This is a genomic window from Streptosporangium sp. NPDC002544, from assembly GCF_040295965.1.
In the GTDB taxonomy this organism is placed as follows: domain Bacteria; phylum Actinomycetota; class Actinomycetes; order Streptosporangiales; family Streptosporangiaceae; genus Streptosporangium.
Genome location: NZ_JBEOWJ010000032.1, coordinates 52,697 through 73,482, shown reverse-complemented (window position 1 = coordinate 73,482; position 20,786 = coordinate 52,697). Strand labels below are relative to the sequence as shown.

Annotated in this window: 18 protein-coding genes; 7 read left to right on the top strand and 11 right to left on the bottom strand. The window is 69.8% G+C overall.

Translation table 11 applies throughout. The features are described from left to right. Nucleotides 1-10: 10 nt before the first annotated feature. The 3 genes from ABT061_RS36630 to ABT061_RS36620 form a co-directional block, all read right to left on the bottom strand. Nucleotides 11-1,231 (bottom strand): acetyl-CoA C-acetyltransferase, encoded by a 1,221-nt coding sequence (locus ABT061_RS36630; RefSeq protein WP_350926762.1) that lies wholly within the window; start codon nt 1,229-1,231, stop codon nt 11-13. Nucleotides 1,232-1,432: 201 nt separating this feature from the next. Beyond that, nucleotides 1,433-2,776, bottom strand: coding sequence for an outer membrane protein assembly factor BamB family protein (locus tag ABT061_RS36625; protein WP_350926760.1), 1,344 nt, complete (start codon nt 2,774-2,776; stop codon nt 1,433-1,435). A gap of 59 nt (nt 2,777-2,835) precedes the next feature. Further along, complete coding sequence (locus tag ABT061_RS36620; protein ID WP_350926758.1) at nt 2,836-3,810, bottom strand: SGNH/GDSL hydrolase family protein; 975 nt, start codon at nt 3,808-3,810, stop codon at nt 2,836-2,838. A 131-nt stretch (nt 3,811-3,941) separates the two neighbouring features. Here ABT061_RS36620 and ABT061_RS36615 point away from each other — a divergent pair, with 131 nt between their 5' ends. Continuing rightward, on the top strand, nt 3,942-5,312 hold the full coding sequence (locus tag ABT061_RS36615) for a cystathionine beta-synthase (RefSeq protein WP_350926756.1): 1,371 nt from the start codon (nt 3,942-3,944) through the stop codon (nt 5,310-5,312). 72 nt (nt 5,313-5,384) lie between these two features. On the opposite strand, the gene ABT061_RS36610 is transcribed toward ABT061_RS36615, so the two are convergent. After that, nucleotides 5,385-6,608 carry a sensor histidine kinase gene (locus tag ABT061_RS36610; RefSeq protein WP_350926754.1) on the bottom strand — a complete coding sequence of 408 codons (1,224 nt, stop codon included), beginning with the start codon at nt 6,606-6,608 and terminating at the stop codon, nt 5,385-5,387. 139 nt (nt 6,609-6,747) lie between these two features. Here ABT061_RS36610 and ABT061_RS36605 point away from each other — a divergent pair, with 139 nt between their 5' ends. Next, the gene (locus ABT061_RS36605) at nt 6,748-6,879 is read left to right on the top strand and encodes a hypothetical protein (RefSeq protein WP_350926752.1); all 132 of its coding nucleotides are present in this window, start codon (nt 6,748-6,750) and stop codon (nt 6,877-6,879) included. A 216-nt stretch (nt 6,880-7,095) separates the two neighbouring features. Next, entirely contained in the window at nt 7,096-8,235 is a 1,140-nt protein-coding gene (locus tag ABT061_RS36600; protein WP_350926750.1) for a cystathionine gamma-synthase, read from the top strand. Between the two features lie 14 nt (nt 8,236-8,249). Here the strand turns inward: ABT061_RS36600 and ABT061_RS36595 are convergent, their stop codons facing one another. Continuing rightward, nucleotides 8,250-8,675, bottom strand: coding sequence for a hypothetical protein (locus tag ABT061_RS36595; RefSeq protein WP_350926748.1), 426 nt, complete (start codon nt 8,673-8,675; stop codon nt 8,250-8,252). A 530-nt stretch (nt 8,676-9,205) separates the two neighbouring features. On the opposite strand from ABT061_RS36595, the gene ABT061_RS36590 reads away from it, so the two are divergent. After that, nucleotides 9,206-9,631: a DUF6292 family protein gene (locus ABT061_RS36590; RefSeq protein WP_350926746.1), complete on the top strand. Its 426-nt coding sequence runs from the start codon at nt 9,206-9,208 to the stop codon at nt 9,629-9,631. Nucleotides 9,632-9,643: 12 nt separating this feature from the next. Here the strand turns inward: ABT061_RS36590 and ABT061_RS36585 are convergent, their stop codons facing one another. Both ABT061_RS36585 and ABT061_RS36580 read right to left on the bottom strand, forming a co-directional pair. After that, nucleotides 9,644-11,590: a vWA domain-containing protein gene (locus ABT061_RS36585; protein WP_350926744.1), complete on the bottom strand. Its 1,947-nt coding sequence runs from the start codon at nt 11,588-11,590 to the stop codon at nt 9,644-9,646. Nucleotides 11,591-11,600: 10 nt separating this feature from the next. Continuing rightward, a complete protein-coding gene (locus ABT061_RS36580; protein WP_350926742.1) occupies nt 11,601-12,998 on the bottom strand; it encodes a sigma 54-interacting transcriptional regulator in 1,398 nt (465 codons plus the stop codon). Nucleotides 12,999-13,279: 281 nt separating this feature from the next. On the opposite strand from ABT061_RS36580, the gene ABT061_RS36575 reads away from it, so the two are divergent. Continuing rightward, nucleotides 13,280-14,461, top strand: a complete 1,182-nt coding sequence (locus tag ABT061_RS36575) for an FIST signal transduction protein (protein ID WP_350926740.1) — start codon at nt 13,280-13,282, stop codon at nt 14,459-14,461. A gap of 79 nt (nt 14,462-14,540) precedes the next feature. Here ABT061_RS36575 and ABT061_RS36570 read toward each other — a convergent pair whose 3' ends face one another. Further along, nucleotides 14,541-15,155, bottom strand: coding sequence for a hypothetical protein (locus tag ABT061_RS36570; RefSeq protein ID WP_350926738.1), 615 nt, complete (start codon nt 15,153-15,155; stop codon nt 14,541-14,543). 223 nt (nt 15,156-15,378) lie between these two features. Between ABT061_RS36570 and ilvA the strand changes: the two genes are divergently transcribed. Beyond that, complete coding sequence (gene ilvA, locus ABT061_RS36565) at nt 15,379-16,587, top strand: threonine ammonia-lyase (RefSeq protein WP_350926736.1); 1,209 nt, start codon at nt 15,379-15,381, stop codon at nt 16,585-16,587. A 122-nt stretch (nt 16,588-16,709) separates the two neighbouring features. Here ilvA and ABT061_RS36560 read toward each other — a convergent pair whose 3' ends face one another. The 3 genes from ABT061_RS36560 to hppD all read right to left on the bottom strand — a co-directional run bounded on the left by ABT061_RS36560 (nt 16,710) and on the right by hppD (nt 20,115). Continuing rightward, the gene (locus ABT061_RS36560) at nt 16,710-18,212 is read right to left on the bottom strand and encodes a M1 family metallopeptidase (RefSeq protein WP_350926734.1); all 1,503 of its coding nucleotides are present in this window, start codon (nt 18,210-18,212) and stop codon (nt 16,710-16,712) included. Nucleotides 18,213-18,285: 73 nt separating this feature from the next. Continuing rightward, nucleotides 18,286-18,708 (bottom strand): RDD family protein, encoded by a 423-nt coding sequence (locus tag ABT061_RS36555; RefSeq protein ID WP_350926732.1) that lies wholly within the window; start codon nt 18,706-18,708, stop codon nt 18,286-18,288. A 297-nt stretch (nt 18,709-19,005) separates the two neighbouring features. After that, nucleotides 19,006-20,115: a 4-hydroxyphenylpyruvate dioxygenase gene (gene hppD, locus ABT061_RS36550; protein WP_350926730.1), complete on the bottom strand. Its 1,110-nt coding sequence runs from the start codon at nt 20,113-20,115 to the stop codon at nt 19,006-19,008. Between the two features lie 102 nt (nt 20,116-20,217). Between hppD and ABT061_RS36545 the strand changes: the two genes are divergently transcribed. Further along, nucleotides 20,218-20,697 (top strand): Lrp/AsnC family transcriptional regulator, encoded by a 480-nt coding sequence (locus ABT061_RS36545; protein WP_350926866.1) that lies wholly within the window; start codon nt 20,218-20,220, stop codon nt 20,695-20,697. Nucleotides 20,698-20,786: the final 89 nt, after the last annotated feature.

Here is a 20,786-nt window from a genome sequence, read left to right as displayed (position 1 = left end):
GGCCCCGGCCTCAGCTGAGGCGTTCCAGGACCATGGCCATGCCCTGACCGCCGCCGACGCACATGGTCTCCAGCCCGATCGACCTGTCATGGAAGGCGAGGCTGTTGATCAGGGTGGAGGTGATGCGGGCCCCGGTCATCCCGAAGGGATGGCCCACCGCGATGGCGCCGCCGTTGACGTTGAGCCTGTCGATGTCGATGCCGAGATCCTGGTAGGACGGGATGACCTGGGCGGCGAACGCCTCGTTGATCTCGACGAGGTCCACGTCGCCGATGGACATGCCCGCCCTGGCCAGGGCCTGCTTCGAGGCCTCGACAGGGCCCAGGCCCATGATCTCGGGGGACAGGCCGGTCACGCCGGTGGAGACGATCCGGGCGAGCGGGGTGATGCCGAGCTCGGCCGCCCTGGTGTCGCTCATCACGATCACCGCGGCGGCGCCGTCGTTCAGCGCGCAGCAGTTGCCCGCGGTGACCGTGCCGTCGGGCCGGAAGACCGGTTTGAGGGTCGAGACGGCCTCGTAGGTGGTGCCGGCGCGGGGGCCGTCGTCCTTGCTCACCACGGTTCCGTCGGGCAGGGTCACCGGGGTGATGTCCTTCGCCCAGAAGCCGTTGGCGATGGCCTTCTCCGCCAGGTTCTGGGACCGGACGCCGAACTCGTCCTGCTCCTGCCGGGAGACGCCCTTCAGCCCGGCCAGGTTCTCCGCGGTCTGGCCCATCGCCACGTAGATGTCGGGCAGCAGGCCGTCCTCGCGCGGGTCGTGCCAGACCTCGCCGCCGCCCTCGGCGGCCATGACCGAACGGGCGCGGGCGTCGTCGAACAGCGCGTTCTGCGTGTCGGGCAGCGAGTCCGAGTTGCCCTTGGCGAAGCGGGAGACGCACTCCACGCCCGCCGAGACGAACACGTCGCCCTCGCCCGCCTTGATCGCGTGCAGCGCCATCCGGGTGGTCTGCAGGGAGGACGAGCAGTAGCGGGTCACGGTGGTGCCGGGCACGCCGTCCAGGCCGAGCAGGGTGGCGACCACGCGGCCGATGTTGAAGCCCTGCTCGCCGCCCGGCAGGCCGCAGCCCAGCATGAGGTCGTCGATCGTGGTCGGGTCGAGTTGGGGGACCTTGGCGAGCGCGGCCTGGATGATCTGTGCTGTCAGGTCATCGGGGCGGATCTCCTTGAGGGACCCCTTGAAGGCGCGTCCGATGGGCGAGCGCGCGGTCGCGACGATGACTGCCTCGGGCATGTGGCTCTCCTGGGTTCGTATCTGCTCCTCCAGCGGAGCGTACCGTGCGGTATGCCCGAAGCCACGCCCAGGGCGGCATTGAAACAGAACTTTGTACTAGGTGCACAGTGCCCCGTCCGGGGACGGGGCACTGTCGCGAGTCGATCGCCCTCACGGGCCGCGGATGTGCCCGGTGCCGGTCTCACACATCGGCCGCGGATGTCAGCCGTACATGCCGGGCGAGGTGCCGTCGCCGTCCTTGATCCCGTGGAGGCCGCCCTTCTCGTCGCGCCACATCCGCCAGCCGTTCTGGCTGCCGGTGAACCAGGCGGGCGGGACGCCCGGGCCGGACACCCGCTTGCCGTCGGCCAGCCTGAACTCGCACAGCGAGGCCACCGAGTAGAACCCGGAGTTCTGGCCCTTGAGCGCGAGCGGTTTGGGATCGGTCGCGCAGAAGGACCAGCCGTGCTCGTCCTTGACATCGGCGTTGCGGCCGGTGGAAAGGTCGAACGTGTTGCCCGGCTTGTCGTGTCGCAGGAAACCGACCTTCTCCATCCGGGGTGGGAAGGCCAGCCACCAGCCGGACTCGGGAACCTGCTCGGCGGAGATCTGGCCGAGCACCCGGCCGCTGTCGGCCTCCAGCCGGGCGAACCCGCCGTACTGGCCCTGCTGGTCGACCGGGCGGACCACCGGTGCGAAGCCGGGGCTGCCGCTGGGATAGACGCGGACCACCGACGGGCGCATCCAGTTGACGGTGCCGTCGGCGAGCTTGACGGAGAACAGGCCGAAGGCCGAGACCTTGCTCGTCTTCGGGTTGGTGTAGGGGGCGACGTACCCGACGAGGTTTCCCGTCGTCGCGCCGAAGGACCAGCCGCCCGACAGGTCGACCCCGGAGCCGAGGGCCTGCTCGACGGGGACCCGCCAGATGACCTTGCCGGTCTTCAGGTCGTGCGACTCCAGGACGGGATGGCGGGCGAGGCGGAGGAAGACCACGCGGGAGGTGTCGGACCACTCGACCTCGGCGATGCCGGGGAGCTTCCACGCGATCCTGCCGGTGACCGGATCGAGCACGACGACGCGGGCGCTCGCGAGCGCGGTGTGCTCGGACACGCACACGAAGGCTCCGCACCGCTGGGGGCCGAAGGTGGAGTGCACCGGGCGGCTCCATCTGCGTGCCCCGGTTCTGGCGTCGAGGCCGACGAGCGTGGCCTTCCAGCGCCCCCGCCTGGCGGGGTCGACCGTCACCGCGACGGTCTGCCCGGTGGCGGTCTCGACGATCGCGGGAGCGGGCACCCCCATCCCCGGCAGGCGGCCCGCCATGGTCGAGGGGTGAGACCACAGCTTCCTGCCGGTGGCGAGGTCGACGGCCACCGCCTCCAGCGTGCCATCCGGCTTCATGGAGGTCGCCATGGCGACGCCATCGGCGACGGTGGTGCGGCTGACCACGTTCACCTCGGTGTTGTGCCAGGTGGGATGGTCAGGGGTGGCCGCTTCACTGCCGGAGCAGCCGCCCAGGGTCAGAGCTCCGGCGAGCACCAGGGCCGGTTTCGCGAGGGGCCGGATCACGGGTATTCCACTCCAATGCGGGCGAGGCGTTACGGCTTCGCGGCGGAGGGTGACCGTGTTCAGGCGCTGTCGGGCCGCTTTCCTGGCCTCCGGCCGAGCAAGGTCACCCATCGTCCCTGGGGTCCGGTCGCCCGACCGGCGACACGGGTCGCGGAGACCTCGGCGCCGGGCTCCTCCGCGGCCTTGGCCGCCGCGAGGTAGATCGACTCAGCGCGCTGGACGCGAGGTTCGGGCCAAAGCTCCAACGCACTGCATACGGAAGGTAGCACTGCGTAAGCTATCTGGAGATAGCCTTGGCTAGATGGGTGATAACGATCAAGGCCGAACATCTCCGACGGGTTCATGTCGAACTCCGGCCCCAGCAGGTCCGCGAAGGCCACGGTCCGCCCGCCCGCCTCGACCACGGCGACGGTCTGCGCGGCGGCCAGCTGGCGGCTCCATCGCCTGGTCACCCAGCGCAGCGGCTGCGCGATCGGCCTGACCGTGCCGAGGTCGGGACAGGTGCCCACGACCACCTCCGCCCCCGCCTCCCGCAGCCGCCGGACCGCTTTCTGCAGGTGTCGTACGGCCTGGGCCGGTATGGTCTGCGAGGTGACGTCGTTGGCGCCGATGAAAATGACCGCGATCTCGGGCCGGGCCTTGAGCGCCTCGTCGACCTGGTCGCCCAGCTCCGCGGAGGTCGCCCCCGACCTGCCCGCCACGGTCAGCCGCACCGGCCGCTCGGCGATCACGGCCAGCCCGTTGGCGATCAGCACGGCGGGTGTCTCCGCGGGGTCCGTGGTGCCCAGGCCGACGGAGGTGGAGTCACCGAGCATGGCCATCCGGATCGGCTCGCCGCCGAAGGCCCCGTACACGCCGTCAGAAGGCGGTCCGTCCATGCCGTGCGGGCGGCCGACCGCGCGGCGGGCCACCATCGCCTCGGCCAGCAGCAGCCCGTAGGTCGCCGCGCCGAGCAGGGTGACGCCTCCCCCTCCCAGTGCGGCCGCCGCGGCGATGCGACGGGCGGCTCGCGCCGTCCCGGGTGTCCAGATCACGTGACGTTGCTCCCTCCGTACGGGGCGGTAGCGTTGCCTTGGAACATGGTCGAGGTCCCGCCACCCCCATGGGACCACGGCGATCAACACAACAAGCTGACAGAGCTTTGGTATTTCGAGGTGATATCCCGGTGCGCGTACATGATTCGCTCGTCGAACTGATGGGCAACACCCCTCTCGTCCGGCTGCAGAAGGTGACGGAGGGTATTTCCGCCCAGGTGCTGGCGAAGGTGGAGTATTTCAACCCAGGCGGTTCGGTGAAGGACCGCATCGCGGTGCGGATGATCGACGCCGCCGAGAAGTCGGGCGAGTTGCGGCCGGGGGGCACGATCGTGGAGCCCACCTCGGGCAACACCGGAATCGGCCTGGCCATCGTGGCGCAGCAGCGGGGGTACAAGTGCCTGTTCGTGGTGCCGGACAAGGTGGCCCAGGACAAGATCGCGGTGCTGCGCGCCTACGGTGCCGAGGTCGTGGTCTGCCCGACGGCGGTCTCTCCCGATCACCCCGACTCCTACTACTCCGTCTCCGACCGGCTGGCCAAGGAGACGCCGAACGCCTGGAAGCCGGACCAGTACTCCAACCCGAACAACCCGGAGAGCCACTACCACTCCACGGGCCCGGAGATCTGGGAGCAGACCGAGGGCCGGATCACCCACTTCGTGGCGGGCGTCGGCACCGGTGGCACGATCAGCGGTACCGGCCGCTATCTCAAGGAGGTCTCCGGCGGCCGGGTTAAGATCATCGGCGCCGACCCGGAGGGCTCGGTCTACTCCGGCGGCACCGGGCGGCCGTACCTGGTGGAGGGCGTCGGCGAGGACATCTGGCCGGCCACCTACGACACCACGATCTGCGACGAGATCATCGCGGTCTCCGACAAGGACTCCTTCGGCATGACCCGCCGCCTGGCCCGCGAGGAGGCGCTGCTGGTGGGCGGCTCCTGCGGCATGGCGACGGTGGCGGCGCTGCGGGTGGCCTCGCAGGCCGGCCCTGACGACGTGGTCGTGGTGCTGCTGCCCGACGGTGGCCGCGGCTACCTTTCGAAGATCTTCAACGACGAGTGGATGGCCGACTACGGCTTCCTGACCACCTACAGCGACGAGGGCCTGGTCAAGGACGTGCTGACCCGCAAGAACTCCGGTATGCCGGAGTTCGTGCACACCCACCCGTACGAGTCGGTCGACACGGCCATCTCGATCATGCGCGAGTACGGCGTGTCGCAGCTTCCGGTGATGAAGGAGGAGCCGCCGGTCATGGCCGCCGAGGTGGTCGGCTCGATCCTGGAGCGAGACCTGCTGGACGCCCTGTACCGCGGCCGGGTGCGGCCGACCGACCCGCTGGCGGCGCACATGTCGCAGCCGCTGCCGACGCTCGGCGCGGGGGAGCCGATCTCCATCGCCGTCGAGGCGCTGGAGAAGGCCGACGCCGCGGTCGTCCTCGACAACGGCAAGCCCGTCGGGCTGCTCACCCGCCAGGACCTGCTGGCCTTCCTCGCCAACCACTGAGCCCGCCGACCACTGAGACCACCCGAACGCCGGCCGGGAGACCCCGGTCGGGGTTCGGAGCGTCTCTGCGGGTCAGAGGGGGAACTCGGCCGTCACCTCCCAGGCACCGGAATGGGTGGGCCCGGCCATGAGCCTGCCGCCGAGCGCCTCGACGCGCTCGGCCATGCCCACCAGGCCGAAGCCGCCGCCGAGGTGGGAGATCCTGACATCGGACGCCGAGCCGTAGTTGCGCACCCGCAGCCGCACGGCGTCCCCGGCCGTGTTCTCCCGGTTCCCCGGCTCCCAGCCGTTCCCCGTGCGCCTGCTCTCGGCCCAGGCGCGCAGGTCGGAGCCGTCGGTCAGCCTCAGGTCCGCCTCGACCCAGCCGGTGCCGGGAGCATGCCGGCGGACGTTGGTCAGCGACTCCTGGAGGACCCGGTGGAGGGTGGTCATCACCTCCGGGGCCATGCTGCCGTCGGTGATGCCCTGACCGATGTCGAAGGCGACCTGGGGGCCGGTAGCGGAGAAACGCTCGACCATCGTGCGCATGTCCATGAGCGTGCTGCCCGGTGAGCGGGTGGCCTCGTCCTGCGCGCGGAGCACGCTGACCAGGCGGCGCATCGAGGTCAGCGCGTCGGCCCCGGCGCCGGCGATCGCCTCCAGAGAGGGGATCACGGCCTCCGGCTTCCGCTCGGCGACGACCTTGGCGGCCTGCGCCTGCACCACGATCCCGGTGATGTGGTGGGCGACCAGGTCGTGCAGCTCCCTGGCCAGCTCCAGGCGCTCGGCCCGCCGTACCGATTCCACGGCCTCCCTGCGGCGCTCCTGCTGGAAGCGGAGGTAGGCGCCGATACCGGCGGCGAACGACCAGCTCACGAAGAGCAGGAAGCCGGTGACCACACTGGCGGTCGTCTCGTTCAGGCGTACGCAGGAGGCCTCCAGCACGACCATCGCCGCCAGCGAGAACAGCGCGGCCCGCCGCACCGGCTCGATCGCGCGCAGTCCGCCGACGGTGAGGACCAGCAGCGTTCCGATCTCGGCCAGGCCGGGTCCGCCGTTACCCCCGGCGATGCCGACGGCCAGGCTGCACAGGAACGACACCGTCAGCAGGGCGACGAACCCGCCGACCCGCAGGCGGCGGCGCCACAGCACCGCCGCGACGCCCAGCACACCGCACACCAGAACCGGCCACATCGCCTCCCCGCTCGCGCTCGTCATGATCAGAACGTCGAGCAACAGGAGCAGGAGGAGCCAGCCGATCAACGCGATCTCGCTGAGCCTTTTGACCCAGTAGACGAGCCGGTTCGTTTCCCCCACGGTCCCAGAGCCTAAACCTGAAGGGGGAGGTGAGGTATCGGCCGTTCGGCTGAGCCGTCCCGGTTCGAACCGGCCCTTCAGCGGAGGCGGTACCGGGGCGGTCGCACCGATGCTTGAGACGTCGAAGGGGGAGAGAGAAATGACTGTCGTTGGAATTCTGCTGCCGGTCGCCGGCCTGCTGGTCGGCGTCGCCCTGACGCTCGCCGACCCGGTCCTGCTCTCGCGGATCACCGGGGAGCGCGCCGAGGGAGTAACGAAGGGCGGTGTGTAACGGTTGTCCGTGCTCCTCAGTGGAGGCGGTGCGGTTGTCCGTGCTCCTCAGTGGGGGAGTGCGTGGAGGGTGGTGTGGTGTGGTTGTTCGTGCTCCTCAGTGGGGGAGTGCGCCGAGGGAGTGCCTGGAGGGCGGTGCCGAGGGAGTGCCTGGAGGGCGGTGTGGTGTGGTTGTCCGTGCTCTGTGGGCGCCAATGTTGCGAGTAGCGTTGACCCCATGAACCAAGGATTCGAGACGCTGGCCATCCACGCAGGTCAGGAACCCGACCCCTACACCGGGGCGGTGGTTCCGCCGATCTACGCGGTGTCCACCTACAAGCAGGACGGCGTGGGCGGTCTGCGCGCCGGATATGAGTACAGCCGGTCGGCCAACCCGACCAGGACGGCGCTGGAAGAGGCCATGGCCGCGGTCGAGGGCGGCAGCCGCGGTCTGGCCTTCGCCTCGGGCCTGGCGGCCGAGGACACGGTGCTCCGCACGATCTGCAAGCCGGGCGACCATGTCATCATCCCGAACGACGCCTACGGGGGCACCTACCGTCTGTTCGCCAAGGTGCACGAGCGTTGGGGGCTGCACTACGACCCGGTGCCGCTGGGCGACCTGGCGGCGGTGGCGGCCGCGGTGACCCAGAAGACCAGGATCATCTGGGTGGAGACGCCCACCAACCCGCTGCTCGGCATCGCGGACATCGCGGCCCTGGCCCAGCTCGCGCGCGACTGCGGCGCGTTGCTGGTGGTGGACAACACCTTCGCCTCCCCGTACCTGCAGCAGCCGCTGGCGCTGGGCGCGGACGTCGTCGTGCACTCCACCACCAAGTACGTGGGCGGCCACTCCGACGTGGTCGGCGGCGCGCTCGTCGCAGGCGACGCCGGGCTGGGCGAGGAGCTCGCGTACCACCAGAACGCGATGGGCGCGGTGGCCGGGCCGTTCGACGCCTGGCTGACGCTGCGCGGTCTCAAGACGCTCGGGGTGCGGATGGACCGCCACTGCGAGAACGCCGAGCGGGTGGTGGATCTGCTACTCGCCCATCCGCGGGTCACCTCGGTGCTCTATCCGGGCCTGGCCGATCACCCCGGTCACGAGGTGGCGGCCAAGCAGATGAGGCGCTTCGGCGGCATGGTCTCCTTCCGGATGGCCGGAGGGGAGGCCGAGGCGGTCGAGGTGTGCGACCGGACCAGGCTGTTCACCCTGGGCGAGTCGCTCGGCGGTGTGGAGTCGCTGATCGAGCACCCCGGCCGGATGACCCACGCCTCCGTGGCGGGTTCGCCGCTGGAGGTCCCCGGTGACCTGGTCCGCCTGTCGGTCGGCATCGAGTCGATCGACGATCTCCTCGCCGACCTCACCCAGGCACTGGGGTAGGAGCGCGGGCGTGCTCAGGCTGGGTTGAACCAGACCATCAGCGCCAGGATGACGATCCAGATCAGCACGATCACGCCGGAGAGCGCGGCGATCCGGCCGACCTGAACCTTGGCGTCGTCCTCCGGGCTCTCGCTGGAGAGGACCCGGATGGCGGCGCCCTGGTCGCGGGCCACCATGAACAGCAGTCCCAAGGTGACGATGAAGAGCGTCATGGAGACCGACAGGTACGGCCTGCCGAGGAACTCGCGGCCCAGCAGCAGGCCGAACAGGAAGATCCCCAGGGAGGCGAAGCCGTAGATACGGGTGGTCTTGTGCAGGTAGCGCAGGACGTCGACGTTCTTGGCACGGATGAATCTGGGAGTGGACATCATGGCGGCGGTCACCGGGCCCAGGGCGAAGATCGAAAAGCCGATGTGCAGCCAGAGCAGCAGGTCTGTCATGCGCCAGACATTAGTCTTCGTCGATCTCTTCTGGGTACGGCTCGCTTGGCCGTCACCGACCTGCAGTGATCTTTTGAAGGAGGTTCCGGTGCGGCGGGCGGGCGGGTCCCGGCCCCTTGGTCGTTCCGCGGGTGCCGTGAAGACCGGGTCGGCCGGACATCCGGGGGGATGTCACTCGCCGTCGATGGTGTCGTGCCTGTCCCGGCCGTGCGGGACCATGCACAACTCGAAGCAGACGCAGCCAATGAGCATCAGTGCCACGAGAATTCCCGCGAGCATCGGACTCATTCCTCCCCCTTGAGTTGGTGAACTTTCTTTACTGGGTAGACGGCGGCAGTCCCGAAGACGTTGTTACGGAAGGGTCACGGTTTGCGGGGTGGTCGATCTTCGAATCCTGCTCTGAGCACACCCGGGGATGAGTAGGATCGAATGAGTCCGTTCCCGTGTGATGAGACCGGCGGCGAAGTCGTGGTCGTGCCGGGCGGGCCTTCCGCCGAACAGAGATAAGACGGCACGAAGGAGTGCCAGCCGTGGCTGTCAAACACGTTGAGCCGTACACCGAGGAGTGGCGGGAGCAGCCGGCCCACTATGCCGGTCTCGTCGTCGAAGCCCTGGGTGACCAGGTCGAGAGCTGGTGGCAGGGGCCCTGTGACCCGCGCACCGTCACCGTCCGCCTGACCGGAGGCGACGCGCTGGTCTGGGACGAGGAGAGCGGCTGGCGCCGTGGCCGCTACGCGAGCGGTGACCCGGGCACCCCCACGGTCCTCGCCGACGATCGCTATCTCGGCGGCGGCCTCCTGCTCTCTCCCCGGCGGATCCCCTCCGCGATCGCCGACGCCCGCGCGGGTGTCGGCAACAGCACGGCGTGGCGTCCCTGCTACCGCTCCTACCGCCACTACCACGACGGCTTCGACCTGGCGCTCGACGGCTACGCCGACTTCTGGGCCCTCAAGTAGGCCGGGGACCCGTCAGCGCGTGCGGCGGGCCCGCAGGAAGTCGCTGACGACGTACTCTCCCAGGCGGTCGGCGCCGGGAGAGAAGACCCGGCCGCCGTTGCGTCGCCCGACCTCGTTGACGAAATCCTTCAGACGCTCGTCATCGGCGAGCATGAAGACGTTGAGCGTCGCCCTGCGCCGGGTCATCTTGTCGACCTCGGCGAGCGTCAGCTCCAGCGTCTCCTGGGTGGGCGGCCACTCGAAGGCCGCCGAGCCGTTGCGCCGCAGGTGGGCGGTGGGCTCACCATCGGTGACCACGAGCACGACCGGCTCGAAGTCGGGGTGGCGGTCCAGGTGGCGCCCGGCGATCAGCAGGGCGTGGTGCAGGTTCGTCCCCTGGACCATGTCCCACTCCAGGCCCGCCAGTTCGTCGGGCTGCAGCACACGGGCGTAGTTGGAGAAGCCGATGATCTGCACCGAGTCCTGCGGGAATTTCGAGGCCACCAGCGCCTGCAGCGCCATCGCCGTCTGCTTGGCGGCTGCCCAGGTGCCGCGGAGCGCCATCGAATAGGACAGGTCGACCAGCAGGCAGACCGCCGCCGCCGTACGCCGCTCGGTCTCGGCCACCTCGAAGTCGTCGACGGACAGGGTCACCGCGCCGGTGCTCCCTCCGCGCCGGACGCCGTTGATCACCGTGCGGACCACGTCGATCGGCTGCTCGTCGCCGAACCGCCAGGGCCGTGAGGAGCCGGTGAGCTCACCGGCCGAGCCGGCGTCCACCTGGTCGTGATCGCCGCGGCGTCCGCTCTCCAGGGAGGCGAAGACGCGGCGCAGCGCGGTCTCCCCCAGGCGCCTGACGGCCTTCGGGGTGAGCTCCAGCTTGCCGCGCCGGCGCAGCAGGTAGCCCTGCTGCTCCAGCTCGCGCTCGACCTGCCTGAGCGCCTGCAGGTCGTCGACGGCCGCCCGGCCGAGGGCACGCCGGATCGCGGCCTCGTCGATGTCGTCCATCCGGGCGCCGGGGTAGTCCTGGCGGAGCGCGGCCTCCAGCTGGGTCAGGTCGGCGAGCTCGTCCAGCGCGCTCACCGCGTCGGACATCCCCATCGGCTCGTCGCCGCTCAGCCGCTCCGGGGTGTTCCAGGCGAGGTCGGGGCGGCGGGCGTACAGGGACTCGCCCAGGCGACGCATCTGCTCGTCCAGCCCGGCCTGGGCGAGCGTCTGCTCGATCAGCCGGCCCAATTCCTCGCGCTGGGCCGGGGTCAGGGAGGCCAGCAGGCGCTGGGTGGCCGCGGCCCGCCGGGCGAGGGTGTCGACCAGCTCCTCCAGGTTCCGCGGCGACTCCGGAAACATGTCCCCATATTTCGACATGAACTGCTCGAAATCAGCCTGAGTGTGCTCGCCGCGGGCATCCCGGTCGAGCATGTCGTTCAGGTCGGACATCATCTCCCTGACCCGCTCCATGGCGGCGGGGTCGGGATTGGCCAGGGCCTGCCGCATGCCGCGGAACTGGCTGTCGAGCACCTCCCCGCGCAGCAGGTCGCGCAGTTCCTCGAAGGTCTGCCTGGCGGCGGCCGAGCGCCACTGGTAGTCCCCCAGTTCCCGGATGGCGCTCGCCGTGTCGTCGGGGAGAGCGGCCAGCTCCGCCTCACGCAGCCTGGCCTCGTCCGAGGGGTCGGGGAACAGCTCGGCCCGCTCCTGGCCGATCGCCTTGTCCAGCAGTGCCCTGGCCCGCTCCAGCGTGCCGTCCAGGCGCCCGCGCTCGCGCAGCTCCCGGCGCCGCCGCCGCACCTCGCGGAGCAGATCGTCAAGCCCGCGCCGATTCTGCGCGCCCGGCAGGCCCTCCTTGAGCAGGTCCCGCAGGGCGTGGGCGGGGTTGGAACCGGACAGGATCGCGTCGCCCATCCGGTCCAGCGCCGAACGGACGTCGTACGGAGGGGCGAGCGGGTCGGGCCCGTCCCGGTATTCGCCATAGCGATAGCTCATGCCAGACACCTCAGGTGCGGTAGGTCGTCGTGCCGTCCACCTCGTCCTTGGAGAGCCGGCGCAGGAGGTACAGGCCCTCCAGGGCGAACTCCAGCGCGGCGGCGGCGTGGCCGGGCGACTCGTCGCCGATGCCGAGCTGGGACATGATCTTCGCCAGGCCCTGCACCGGGCCGATCCTGCGCAGCAGCTCGGCCGCCGGGACCGTCACCCCCGACTCGACCTGGACGCCCTCCGCGAACCTGTCCAGCAGCGGGGCCAGGTCCATGCCGCCGAGCGTGCCGCGGAACGTCTCGGCCACCGCCCTGCGGAGCAGGTGCGAGAGCACCTCGGTCTCCCGGCCCTCCTCGCTGACCTCGAACTCCACCTTGCCGCGGAGCGTGTGCACGATCCCCGGCAGGTCGGCGACCCTGGCCACCGCGTGGTCCTCGCCGGTCAGCGCCGCACGCCGGATGGCTGAGGCGGCCGCGGTCTCGGCCGCGGCGATGGAGAAGCGTGCCGAGACGCCCGAGCGCGCGTCCACGGCGGTGGACTCGCGGACCAGCCGGGTGAAGCGGGCGATCACCTCGATCAGGTGGTCGGGCAGGTCGGCGCCCACCTGGTCGAGAGCGGCCTCCTGACGGATCAGCACCAGCTCGGTCTCGATCGAGAGCGGGTAGTGGGTGCGGATCTCGGCGCCGAAACGGTCCTTCAGCGGGGTGATGATCCGGCCGCGATTGGTGTAGTCCTCGGGGTTGGCGCTGGCGATCAGCAGGATGTCCAGGGGCAGGCGCAGGTTGTAGCCCCTGACCTGGATGTCGCGCTCCTCCAGCACGTTGAGCAGCGAGACCTGGATGCGCTCGGCCAGGTCGGGCAGCTCGTTGACGGAGAACACGCCCCGGTTGCTCCTGGGGACCAGGCCGTAGTGGACGGTCTCCGGGTCGCCGAGCGTGCGCCCCTCAGCGATCTTGATCGGATCGATGTCGCCGATCAGGTCGCCGACGGAGGTGTCCGGGGTGGCGAGTTTCTCGCCGTACCGCTCGTCCCGGTGTTTCCAGGAGATCGGCAGTTCCTCACCCGCCTCGTCGGCCAGGCGGCGGCAGCGGACGCACGAGGGCTGGTAGGGATGGTCGTTGATCTCGCAGCCCTCGACGACGGGGGTCCACTCGTCGAGGAGCCCGGTCACGGTGCGGATCAACCGGGTCTTGCCCTGGCCACGCTCACCGAGCAGGACCAGATCATGCCCGGCGAGCAGCGCCCGCTCCAGGTATGGCAGGACGGTGTCGTCGAAGCCCACGATGCCGGGGAACCGCGACTCTCCTGCCCGCAGGCGGGCCAGGAGGTTCTCACGGATCTCGGCCTTTACCGTACGGTGAATATGGCCGCTCGTGCGCAGCTCGCGCAGAGTACGTGGCTCTGGGATTTGAGGCACGGGATCGAGCCTACGTCCACAAGACCCGATCCGGCACGCTCATCCCTCTTTCGGATCTTGACTATTGTGTGGGGCTTGACACGAGTGCTTGTGTCGGCAGTGGGGAGAATCGCTCCAAGACAAGACACCGGATGACTTCAGGATCAAGCCTCAGGACGGCCTCGGAGGGGGACGTCAGAGGGTTCCGGCATTCACGAACTTCACGGCGAGCTTCGGGCGAGACCACGGTCACTCCCGGGCGAGCCGTCAGACAAGAGGGAGAGGCGAGACGAGTGGCGCTGATGACGAGCCGTTTCGCCGATGGCCTCGCGGTGGGGTCCGATCTGGTCGCCGCAGCCGAGACCGCGGTGCGCCAAGCTCTGTCCGGTCTGTCCGGACCCGCTGACCTGCTCTGCTTTTTCATCTGCGGGGACGATCCCGACGACGTCTCCCGCGCCGGACTGCGTGCGATGAGCATGGCACCGGGCGCCGCCGTCCTTGGCTGCAGCGCCACCGGGGTCATCGGTGACGGGCAGGGGGTGGAGGTCACCCCGGCGGTCAGCGCCTGGGCCGCCACCCTCGGCGGGGCCAGGCTGACGACCTTCGCGCTCGACACGCTGCGGACCGACGATCGCTTCGTCGTGGTCGGCCTGCCCGACCGCGGCCCCGACGATCATGCCGCCATCCTGCTCGCCGACCCCTACACCTTCCCCGCCGACGGTTTCGTCGAGCGCTCAGAGGAGGTCATGGGAGATCTTCCGCTGATCGGCGGCCTGGCCAACGCGATCCAGGGCCGCGGCGCGGTGCGGCTGTTCGCCGACGGGAGGATCTACACGGAGGGGGCCGTCGGGGTGCTGCTCAGCGGTGACCTCAACGTCAGCACCGTGGTCAGCCAGGGCTGCCGCCCGATCGGCCCGACGATGGCCGTCACCTCCGTCGAGGACAACCTGCTGCTCGAACTCGCGGGGCAGCCCGCCCTGGCGCGGCTGGAGGAGATCGTCAGCGCCCTGGACGAGGACGACCGCGACCTGGTCGCCTCGGGGCTGCAGATCGGCATCGCCATGGACGAGTACGCGGAGCGGCACGAGCGCGGCGACTTCCTGATCAGGGGTGTGCTCGGCATCGACCCCGAACGTGAGGCGGTGGCCATCGGCGACGTCGTCGAGATCGGGCGTACCGTCCGGTTCCAGGTCCGCGACGCCGCCACCGCCGACGAGGACCTGTACGAGCTGCTTGACGCCCACCGAGAGGAGTTCGGCCGGGTGGACGGTGCCCTGCTGTTCTCCTGCAACGGCCGGGGCTCGGCCATGTTCGGCAGCGCCGACCACGACGCCGTCGCCGTCCGCGACACCCTGGGCCCCATCGGGGTGGCCGGGTTCTTCGCCGCGGGAGAGGTGGGCCCGGTGGGCGGCCACAACCACGTCCACGGCTTCACCGCCTCGGTCCTGGTCTTCTCCGCCCGCCCATCCGCCGGCCACCCCTAAGACCAGCAGATCTTGAGCCGCTCGTCGCCGAAGCCGGGTGGACCGAGAAACGATCGATCCCGCCATTCGGACCGGACGGTCATCGCGAGGCGAGGGCTCTGCTCGCGGTGTGGGCCGCTCGGTGTTCGGCGTCCACGATCTTCTCCAGTATCTCGGGGTCCATGACGATGGCGGACGAGGGGATCTCGGCACGGCTGCGCGGGGAGATCGGCAGGCCGACGGCGGCGAACCGGTCCGCCAGGCGCTCGAACGCCGCACCGTCGACGCCGGAATCGTTGATCAGCGCCTCAAGGAGGGTGCTGCCCCTCGGCACGAAGAAGGTGCCCTCGCTGTCGATCGCGACGATCGGCGGTCGCTCCGCCCGCTCATCCGGGTGCAGCCAGTATCCGTACACGCCATCGCCGTACGAGGGCGAGTTGACCGTCTCCACGACGGGGAACAGGTGGCTCAGCACCTCCGACCAGGACCCGCCGATATCCCGGTTGACGTCGTCGTCGAACACCGGGTGGGTGCTCCCCGGTCCCAGCACGGTGATCTCCATCTCGCACAGCGGGTCGGCCTCCCGGCCCGCGTCGAGGGGCCGGTCGGCCTGGATGGCGACCATCCGCAGCAGCTCGCCGGGGATCGGGCGGTCGCCGAGCCACCGCCGCGCCCATTCGACGTACTCCTCCTTCGTGAACCGCCCGTCCGTCATCTCAGGACACCCTGCCCCCCCGGTGTGAGCCACCGCGTACATCTTGCGCTCCGTGTTGTCCAGGAACCGATTCCGATCCCGTCTCCGTGAGTCTGCCCGCACCGTCTTGTGAAGTTCTTGTAAGCGACTGGGGCGATCGCAAGTGGTGGCCGGAGTCCCGTCCGGCGCGCGTTCCCGCCCGGTCCGGTGCGAAAGCGCGAGCGCGCGCCGTACGATGGCCCGCATGTCGGAGTCCCAGGTGACCTACGAGGATGTGGTCGCCGCGCGCGAGTCGCTGGCCGACGTCGCCCTGCGCACCCCGCTGCTCCACTCACACGTGCTGTCGGGCATCGCCGGCGGGCCCGTCCACCTCAAGTGCGAGCACCTGCAGCGCTCGGGTTCCTTCAAGATCCGGGGGGCGTACGTCAGGATCGCCGGGCTGACCGAGAGCGAGCGGCGGCGAGGGGTGGTCGCGGCCAGTGCGGGCAACCACGCGCAGGGCGTGGCGCTCGCCTCCGGACTGGTCGGGACCTCCTCGACGGTCTACATGCCGCAGGGAGCGCCACTGCCCAAGGTGGCCGCCACCCGCTCGTACGGCGCCGAGGTGATCTTCGCGGGAGACACCGTGGACGTCGCGCTGGAACGGGCGAGGGAGCATGCCGAGCGGACCGGAGCGGTGTTCATCCATCCCTTCGACCACCCCGCCGTCATCGCCGGGCAGGGCACGATCGGGCTGGAGATCGTGGAGCAGCTCCCCGAGGTCGGCACGATCGTGATGTCGCTGGGCGGCGGCGGGCTGGCCGCCGGGGTCGCGCTGGCGGTCAAGTCGCTGAGGCCGGGCGTGCGGATCGTCGGGGTCCAGGCCGAGCGGGCCGCCGCCTACCCGGCGTCGCTGGCCGCCGGGCATCCGGTCGAGGTCCGGCCCGCCTCGACGATGGCCGACGGCATCGCCGTGGGCCGCCCGGGTGAGCTGCCCTTCGAGCTGATCCACTATCTGGTCGACAACGTCGTCACCGTCACCGAGAGTCAGATCTCCCAGGCGCTGGTGCTCTGTCTCGAACGGGCCAAGCAGGTCGTCGAGCCGGCGGGGGTGGCCGGGGTGGCCGCGATCCTGGCCCACCCGCGGGTCTTCGAGCCGCCCGTGGTGGCGGTGCTCTCCGGGGGCAACATCGACCCGCTGCTGCTGGCCAAGGTGCTCCGGCACGGCCTGGCCGCGGCGGGGCGCTATCTCACCGTGCGGGTGCCGCTCTCCGACCGGCCGGGGGCGCTGGCGACGCTGCTGGTCAGGCTGGCGGAACTCGGCGCCAACGTGCTCGACGTCGTGCACGAGCGGCTGGGCATGCACCCCGGCGAGGTCGAGGTGCAGCTCCAGCTGGAGACCAGGGGGCCGGTGCACTCCGAGGAGGTGCTGGGCTCCCTGCGGACGGACGGATACAAGATCAGTTTTACCTGAGTCACCGGGACCCGGCCCGCGAGGTTCGCAGCCGGGTCAGGGCGGGCGCGGGGACGTCTCGTCCGGCTTCTCGGGGGAGGCCGACGGTGGGCCGGACCCGACCCGCGAGGTCCGCCGCCGCGTCACCAGGTGGACGGCTTCTCCGCGGTGAACAACCAGGCGTCGAAGAGGGCTTCGAGATTCTTGCCGGAGATCTTCTCGGCCATCGCGATGAATTCCGGGGTCGTGACGCTCCCGTACTTGTGCGTGGCGACCCACTGCTTCAGGAGCCTGAAGAACGCCGGATCGCCGATCCGCTGCCTGAGCGCGTGCAGCGTCATACCGCCCCGGGTGTAGACGGAGTTGTTGAACAGGTCCTCCGGCCTGGCCCGGCCGGGGGCGTAGCTCCAGATGGGGGCGTCGGCGGCGGCGGCGTAGTTCCTGCGGAAGAGCTGTTCGGTGGTGGACCGGCCCTCGTGCTCCGACCAGAGCCACTCGGCGTAGGTCGCGAAGCCCTCGTTGAGCCACAGGTCCTTCCACCGCTTGATGCTGAGGCTGTCGCCGAACCACTGGTGGGCCAGCTCGTGGGCGATGATGTCGTCGTCGGGGGCGAACCCGCCGTACATGGGCTTGGTCTGGTTCTCCAGCGCGTAGCCCGCGGGGAAGTCGTCGACCACGCCCCCGGTCGAGGAGAAGGGGTAGGGGCCGAAGAGCGTGCTCCAGTAGTCGGTGACCTTGCCCGACACGTCGTACAACCTCCGCAGCGAGCCATGGAAGATCGGGTCGACGGCCGCCAGATTCTTCAGGCCTCCGGGGGTCTTGCCCTGAAGCACCTCGAACCTGCCCAGCGTCATGGTGGCCAGGTAGCTGGCCATCGGGTGGCTCTCCCGCCACCGGAAGGTCGTCCTGCCCCCGACGGTCCTCGGCTCGCCGACGAGCTCGCCGTTGGCCAGTGCCGTCAGTCCCGCGGGCACGGTGAGCTCGAAGTCGTAGCGTGCCTTGTCGGCGGGGTGGTCGTTGCTGGGGAACCAGGTCTTGGCCCCGTTGGGCTGACCCGTGACGAACGCGCCGTCCCGGGTCGGAATGAAGCCGTACGTGCCCAGATTGGAGGAGTTCCGGACAGGTTTGGGCTCTCCGGCGTACGCGACCTCGACGGCGAACGTCGCGTCGTCCGGGATGGACTCGGCGGGGGTGACGGTGAGCTCGCTTCCGGCCCGGTCGAATCTCGCGGGCCTGCCGTCCACGGTGACCCGGCTGACCGTGAAGCCCGAGAGGTCGAGGTTGAAGCTCGCCAGGTGCTGGGTGGCCCGGGCCTCGATCCTGGCCGTCCCGGCCAGGTGCTTGGAGGACGGGGTGTAGCCCAGCTTGAGCAGGTAGTGGTCGACGTCGTAGCCGCCGTTGCCGTCGGTGGGGAAGTCGGGGTCGCCGATCCCGGGGGCGCCGGGCCTGGCCCTGTTGTCGGCGGCGGAGCTGGACAGGGGGGAGGCGGAGGGGCCCGACAGCGTCGAGTTCGCCGTCGAGTTCACCGCAGGGCTTCCCGCAGGGACGCTCTCCCCGCTCGACGCGGCACAGGCGACCGTGCCGATGGTCCCGAGCGTGCTGAGCAGAGCGGCGGTCGCCGTGGTGGCCAGCCGTTTGGACGCCATACCCGTAACACCCCTTCCCCGGCCCGCTGAGCCGAGCTCGTGCATGGCACACTACGCGACTGACCTGCGTCGATCAGGCGTCTATGACAAGCGTTCTGGCTGCGATGTCGTGCACGGCCTGCTTGCGTGACTGAAAAAGGATGAAAGCCAGGTCTATCCACCCCAGGCAGCAGGTGATGTACATCACCCACCGGACCAGCTCGCGAATCGCGGTCTGCCCGACGTCGGTCCTCCGCCCGCCGAGGTCGGTCACGCGCAGGTGGAAGAGGCGCTTGCCGAGCGTCTGCCCGTTCCAGAAGGCGGTCAGCAGCCAGTAGTACAGAAATCCGATCACCGCCACCAGGAGGGTCTCCGCGCGGGGCGTTATCGTGACGAAGCCCTCGGAGCCCGTGACGGTGCTGACGGTCCGGTAGCTGAACGGCGAGGAGATGAGGCTGATGATGACGAGGTCGAGGATGCCCGCGAACAGGCGGCGCCATCGTCCGCCCAGCCGCATGTCCCCGGCCTGGGGGGACCCGCCGGAGGGTCCCCCGCCGTAACCGGGACCGGGACCGTAGCCGGGGCCGGGGGGGTAGCCGGGGCCGGGTTCCGGGCCGGGGCCGGGGTGAGGACCGGGGCCGTGGTGAGGACCGGGGCCGGGGCCTGGGTGGCCCGGCCCCGGCGGAGCGGGATCGGACCACGGGTCCGATCCCTGGTCATCCGGTGGTGGCGGTATTGATCCCATTCATGGGTGATTGCCGGAAGAGCGCCATCACAAAGCCAAAGGCGGTTGTGGGTTACCTCTGAGCCGCGGTCACAGGTTTCCCCTGAGGTCCTGCTCACGCTCGATCGCCTCGAAGAGCGCCTTGAAGTTGCCCTTGCCGAAGCCGAGCGAGCCGTGCCGCTCGATCAGCTCGAAGAACACGGTCGGACGGTCCTGCACCGGCTTGGTGAAGATCTGCAGCAGGTAGCCGTCCTCGTCCCGGTCGACCAGGATCCCGCGCTTCTTCAGCTCCTCGATCGGCGCGCGGACCTCACCGATGCGGGCGCGCAGTTCCGGGTCGTCGTAGTAGGAGGCGGGAGTGTCCAGGAAGGCGACCCCGGCCTCGCGCATGCGGTCGACGGTGCCGAGGATGTCGTTGGTGGCCAGCGCGATGTGCTGCACGCCGGGGCCGCCGTAGAAGTCCAGGTACTCGTCGATCTGCGACTTCTTCCTGGAGATCGCCGGCTCGTTGAGCGGGAACTTCACCTTGCGGGTGCCGTCCGCGACCACCTTGGACATCAACGCCGAGTATTCGGTGGCGATGTCGTCGCCGACGAACTCCGCCATGTTGGTGAAGCCCATGACCCGCTTGTAGAACTCCACCCACTCGTCCATCTTGCCGAGTTCCACGTTGCCGACGCAGTGGTCGACGGCCTGGAACAGGCGGCCGTTCTTCACGTCGGGGGCCGCGACCAGGGGCTCCGCCGGGAGGTAGCCGGGCAGGTAGACACCGCTGTAGTTGGACCTGTCGACAAAGGTGTGCCGGGTCTCGCCGTAGGTGGCGATCGCCGCGACCACCACCTTGCCGTGCTCGTCCTCCAGCACCCGCGGCTCCGACAGCCCCCGTGCGCCCCGGGCGAGCGCGTGGGCGTAGGCCGTGTCCACGTCGGGGACCTCGATGGCGAGGTCGATCACGCCGTCACCGTGCTCGGCCACATGGCGGGCGACCTCGGTGCCGGGACGCACCGCCCCGCGGAACTCGAACCTGGCGGCGCCCGAGGTGAGGACGTACGCCACCTCGTCGCGGCTGCCGTTCTCCGGGCCCCGATAGGCCACGAGCCGCATGCCGAACGCGCTGGAGTAGTAGTGGGCGGCCTGCTTGGCGTTGCCCACCGCGAAAACCACGGAGTCCATACCGTTCACCGGAAAGATATCGCTCATGCGAGTACTTTCTGATTTGCTGGTCTGTTTGTGCAACACTCACTTGAAACAGTGCACAATATGCACAATCAGTTGCCGATCATCGCGGAGCGCCTGTACATCATGACGATCGATCAGCTCGACGCCCGCCTCATCGCCCTGCTCGCGGTGGAGCCCAGACTCGGGGTGCTGGAGTGCTCGCGGCGGCTCGGAGTGGCCAGGGGGACCGTGCAGGCACGCCTCGACCGGCTGGTCGCCCGGGGGGTGGTCACCGGGTTCGGCCCGGACATCGCCCCCGCGGCGCTCGGCTACGACGTGACCGCGTTCGTGACCCTGCAGATCCGCCAGGTCAGCGGGCACGACCCGGTCGCCGTGCAACTCGCGGCCATCCCCGAGGTGCTGGAGGTGCACACGATCACCGGTGGTGACGACATGCACTGCCGCGTGGTGGCGCGCAGCAATGCCGATCTGCAGCGGGTAATTGACCTGATCGTTGACGTCCGGGGCGTGGTCAGGACCTCTTCGGTGATCGCCTTGGACACCCCTGTGCCATACCGTGTTCTGCCTTTGGTGGCCGATGTCCCACGCAAGGGGAGGAGCTAGCCGTACCATGCCAAGCAGGGGCCAGACACCGTTATCCATCGTTTACCCTTAACGGTCCGCGCAACCGTCGGGGGTCTGCGGCGGATCCG

Coding starts and splice junctions, on each gene's coding strand:
- ABT061_RS36630 (WP_350926762.1), bottom strand. CDS start 1,231: ATGCCCGAGGCAGTCATCGTCGCGACCGCGCGCTCGCCCATCGGACGC.
- ABT061_RS36605 (WP_350926752.1), top strand. CDS start 6,748: ATGACTGTCGTTGGAATTCTGCTGCCGGTCGCCGGCCTGCTGGTCGGC.
- ABT061_RS36600 (WP_350926750.1), top strand. CDS start 7,096: ATGAACCAAGGATTCGAGACGCTGGCCATCCACGCAGGTCAGGAACCC.
- ABT061_RS36595 (WP_350926748.1), bottom strand. CDS start 8,675: ATGACAGACCTGCTGCTCTGGCTGCACATCGGCTTTTCGATCTTCGCC.
- ABT061_RS36585 (WP_350926744.1), bottom strand. CDS start 11,590: ATGAGCTATCGCTATGGCGAATACCGGGACGGGCCCGACCCGCTCGCC.
- ABT061_RS36575 (WP_350926740.1), top strand. CDS start 13,280: ATGACGAGCCGTTTCGCCGATGGCCTCGCGGTGGGGTCCGATCTGGTC.
- ABT061_RS36570 (WP_350926738.1), bottom strand. CDS start 15,155: ATGACGGACGGGCGGTTCACGAAGGAGGAGTACGTCGAATGGGCGCGG.
- ilvA (WP_350926736.1), top strand. CDS start 15,379: ATGTCGGAGTCCCAGGTGACCTACGAGGATGTGGTCGCCGCGCGCGAG.
- ABT061_RS36560 (WP_350926734.1), bottom strand. CDS start 18,212: ATGGCGTCCAAACGGCTGGCCACCACGGCGACCGCCGCTCTGCTCAGC.
- ABT061_RS36555 (WP_350926732.1), bottom strand. CDS start 18,708: ATGCGGCTGGGCGGACGATGGCGCCGCCTGTTCGCGGGCATCCTCGAC.
- hppD (WP_350926730.1), bottom strand. CDS start 20,115: ATGAGCGATATCTTTCCGGTGAACGGTATGGACTCCGTGGTTTTCGCG.
- ABT061_RS36545 (WP_350926866.1), top strand. CDS start 20,218: ATGACGATCGATCAGCTCGACGCCCGCCTCATCGCCCTGCTCGCGGTG.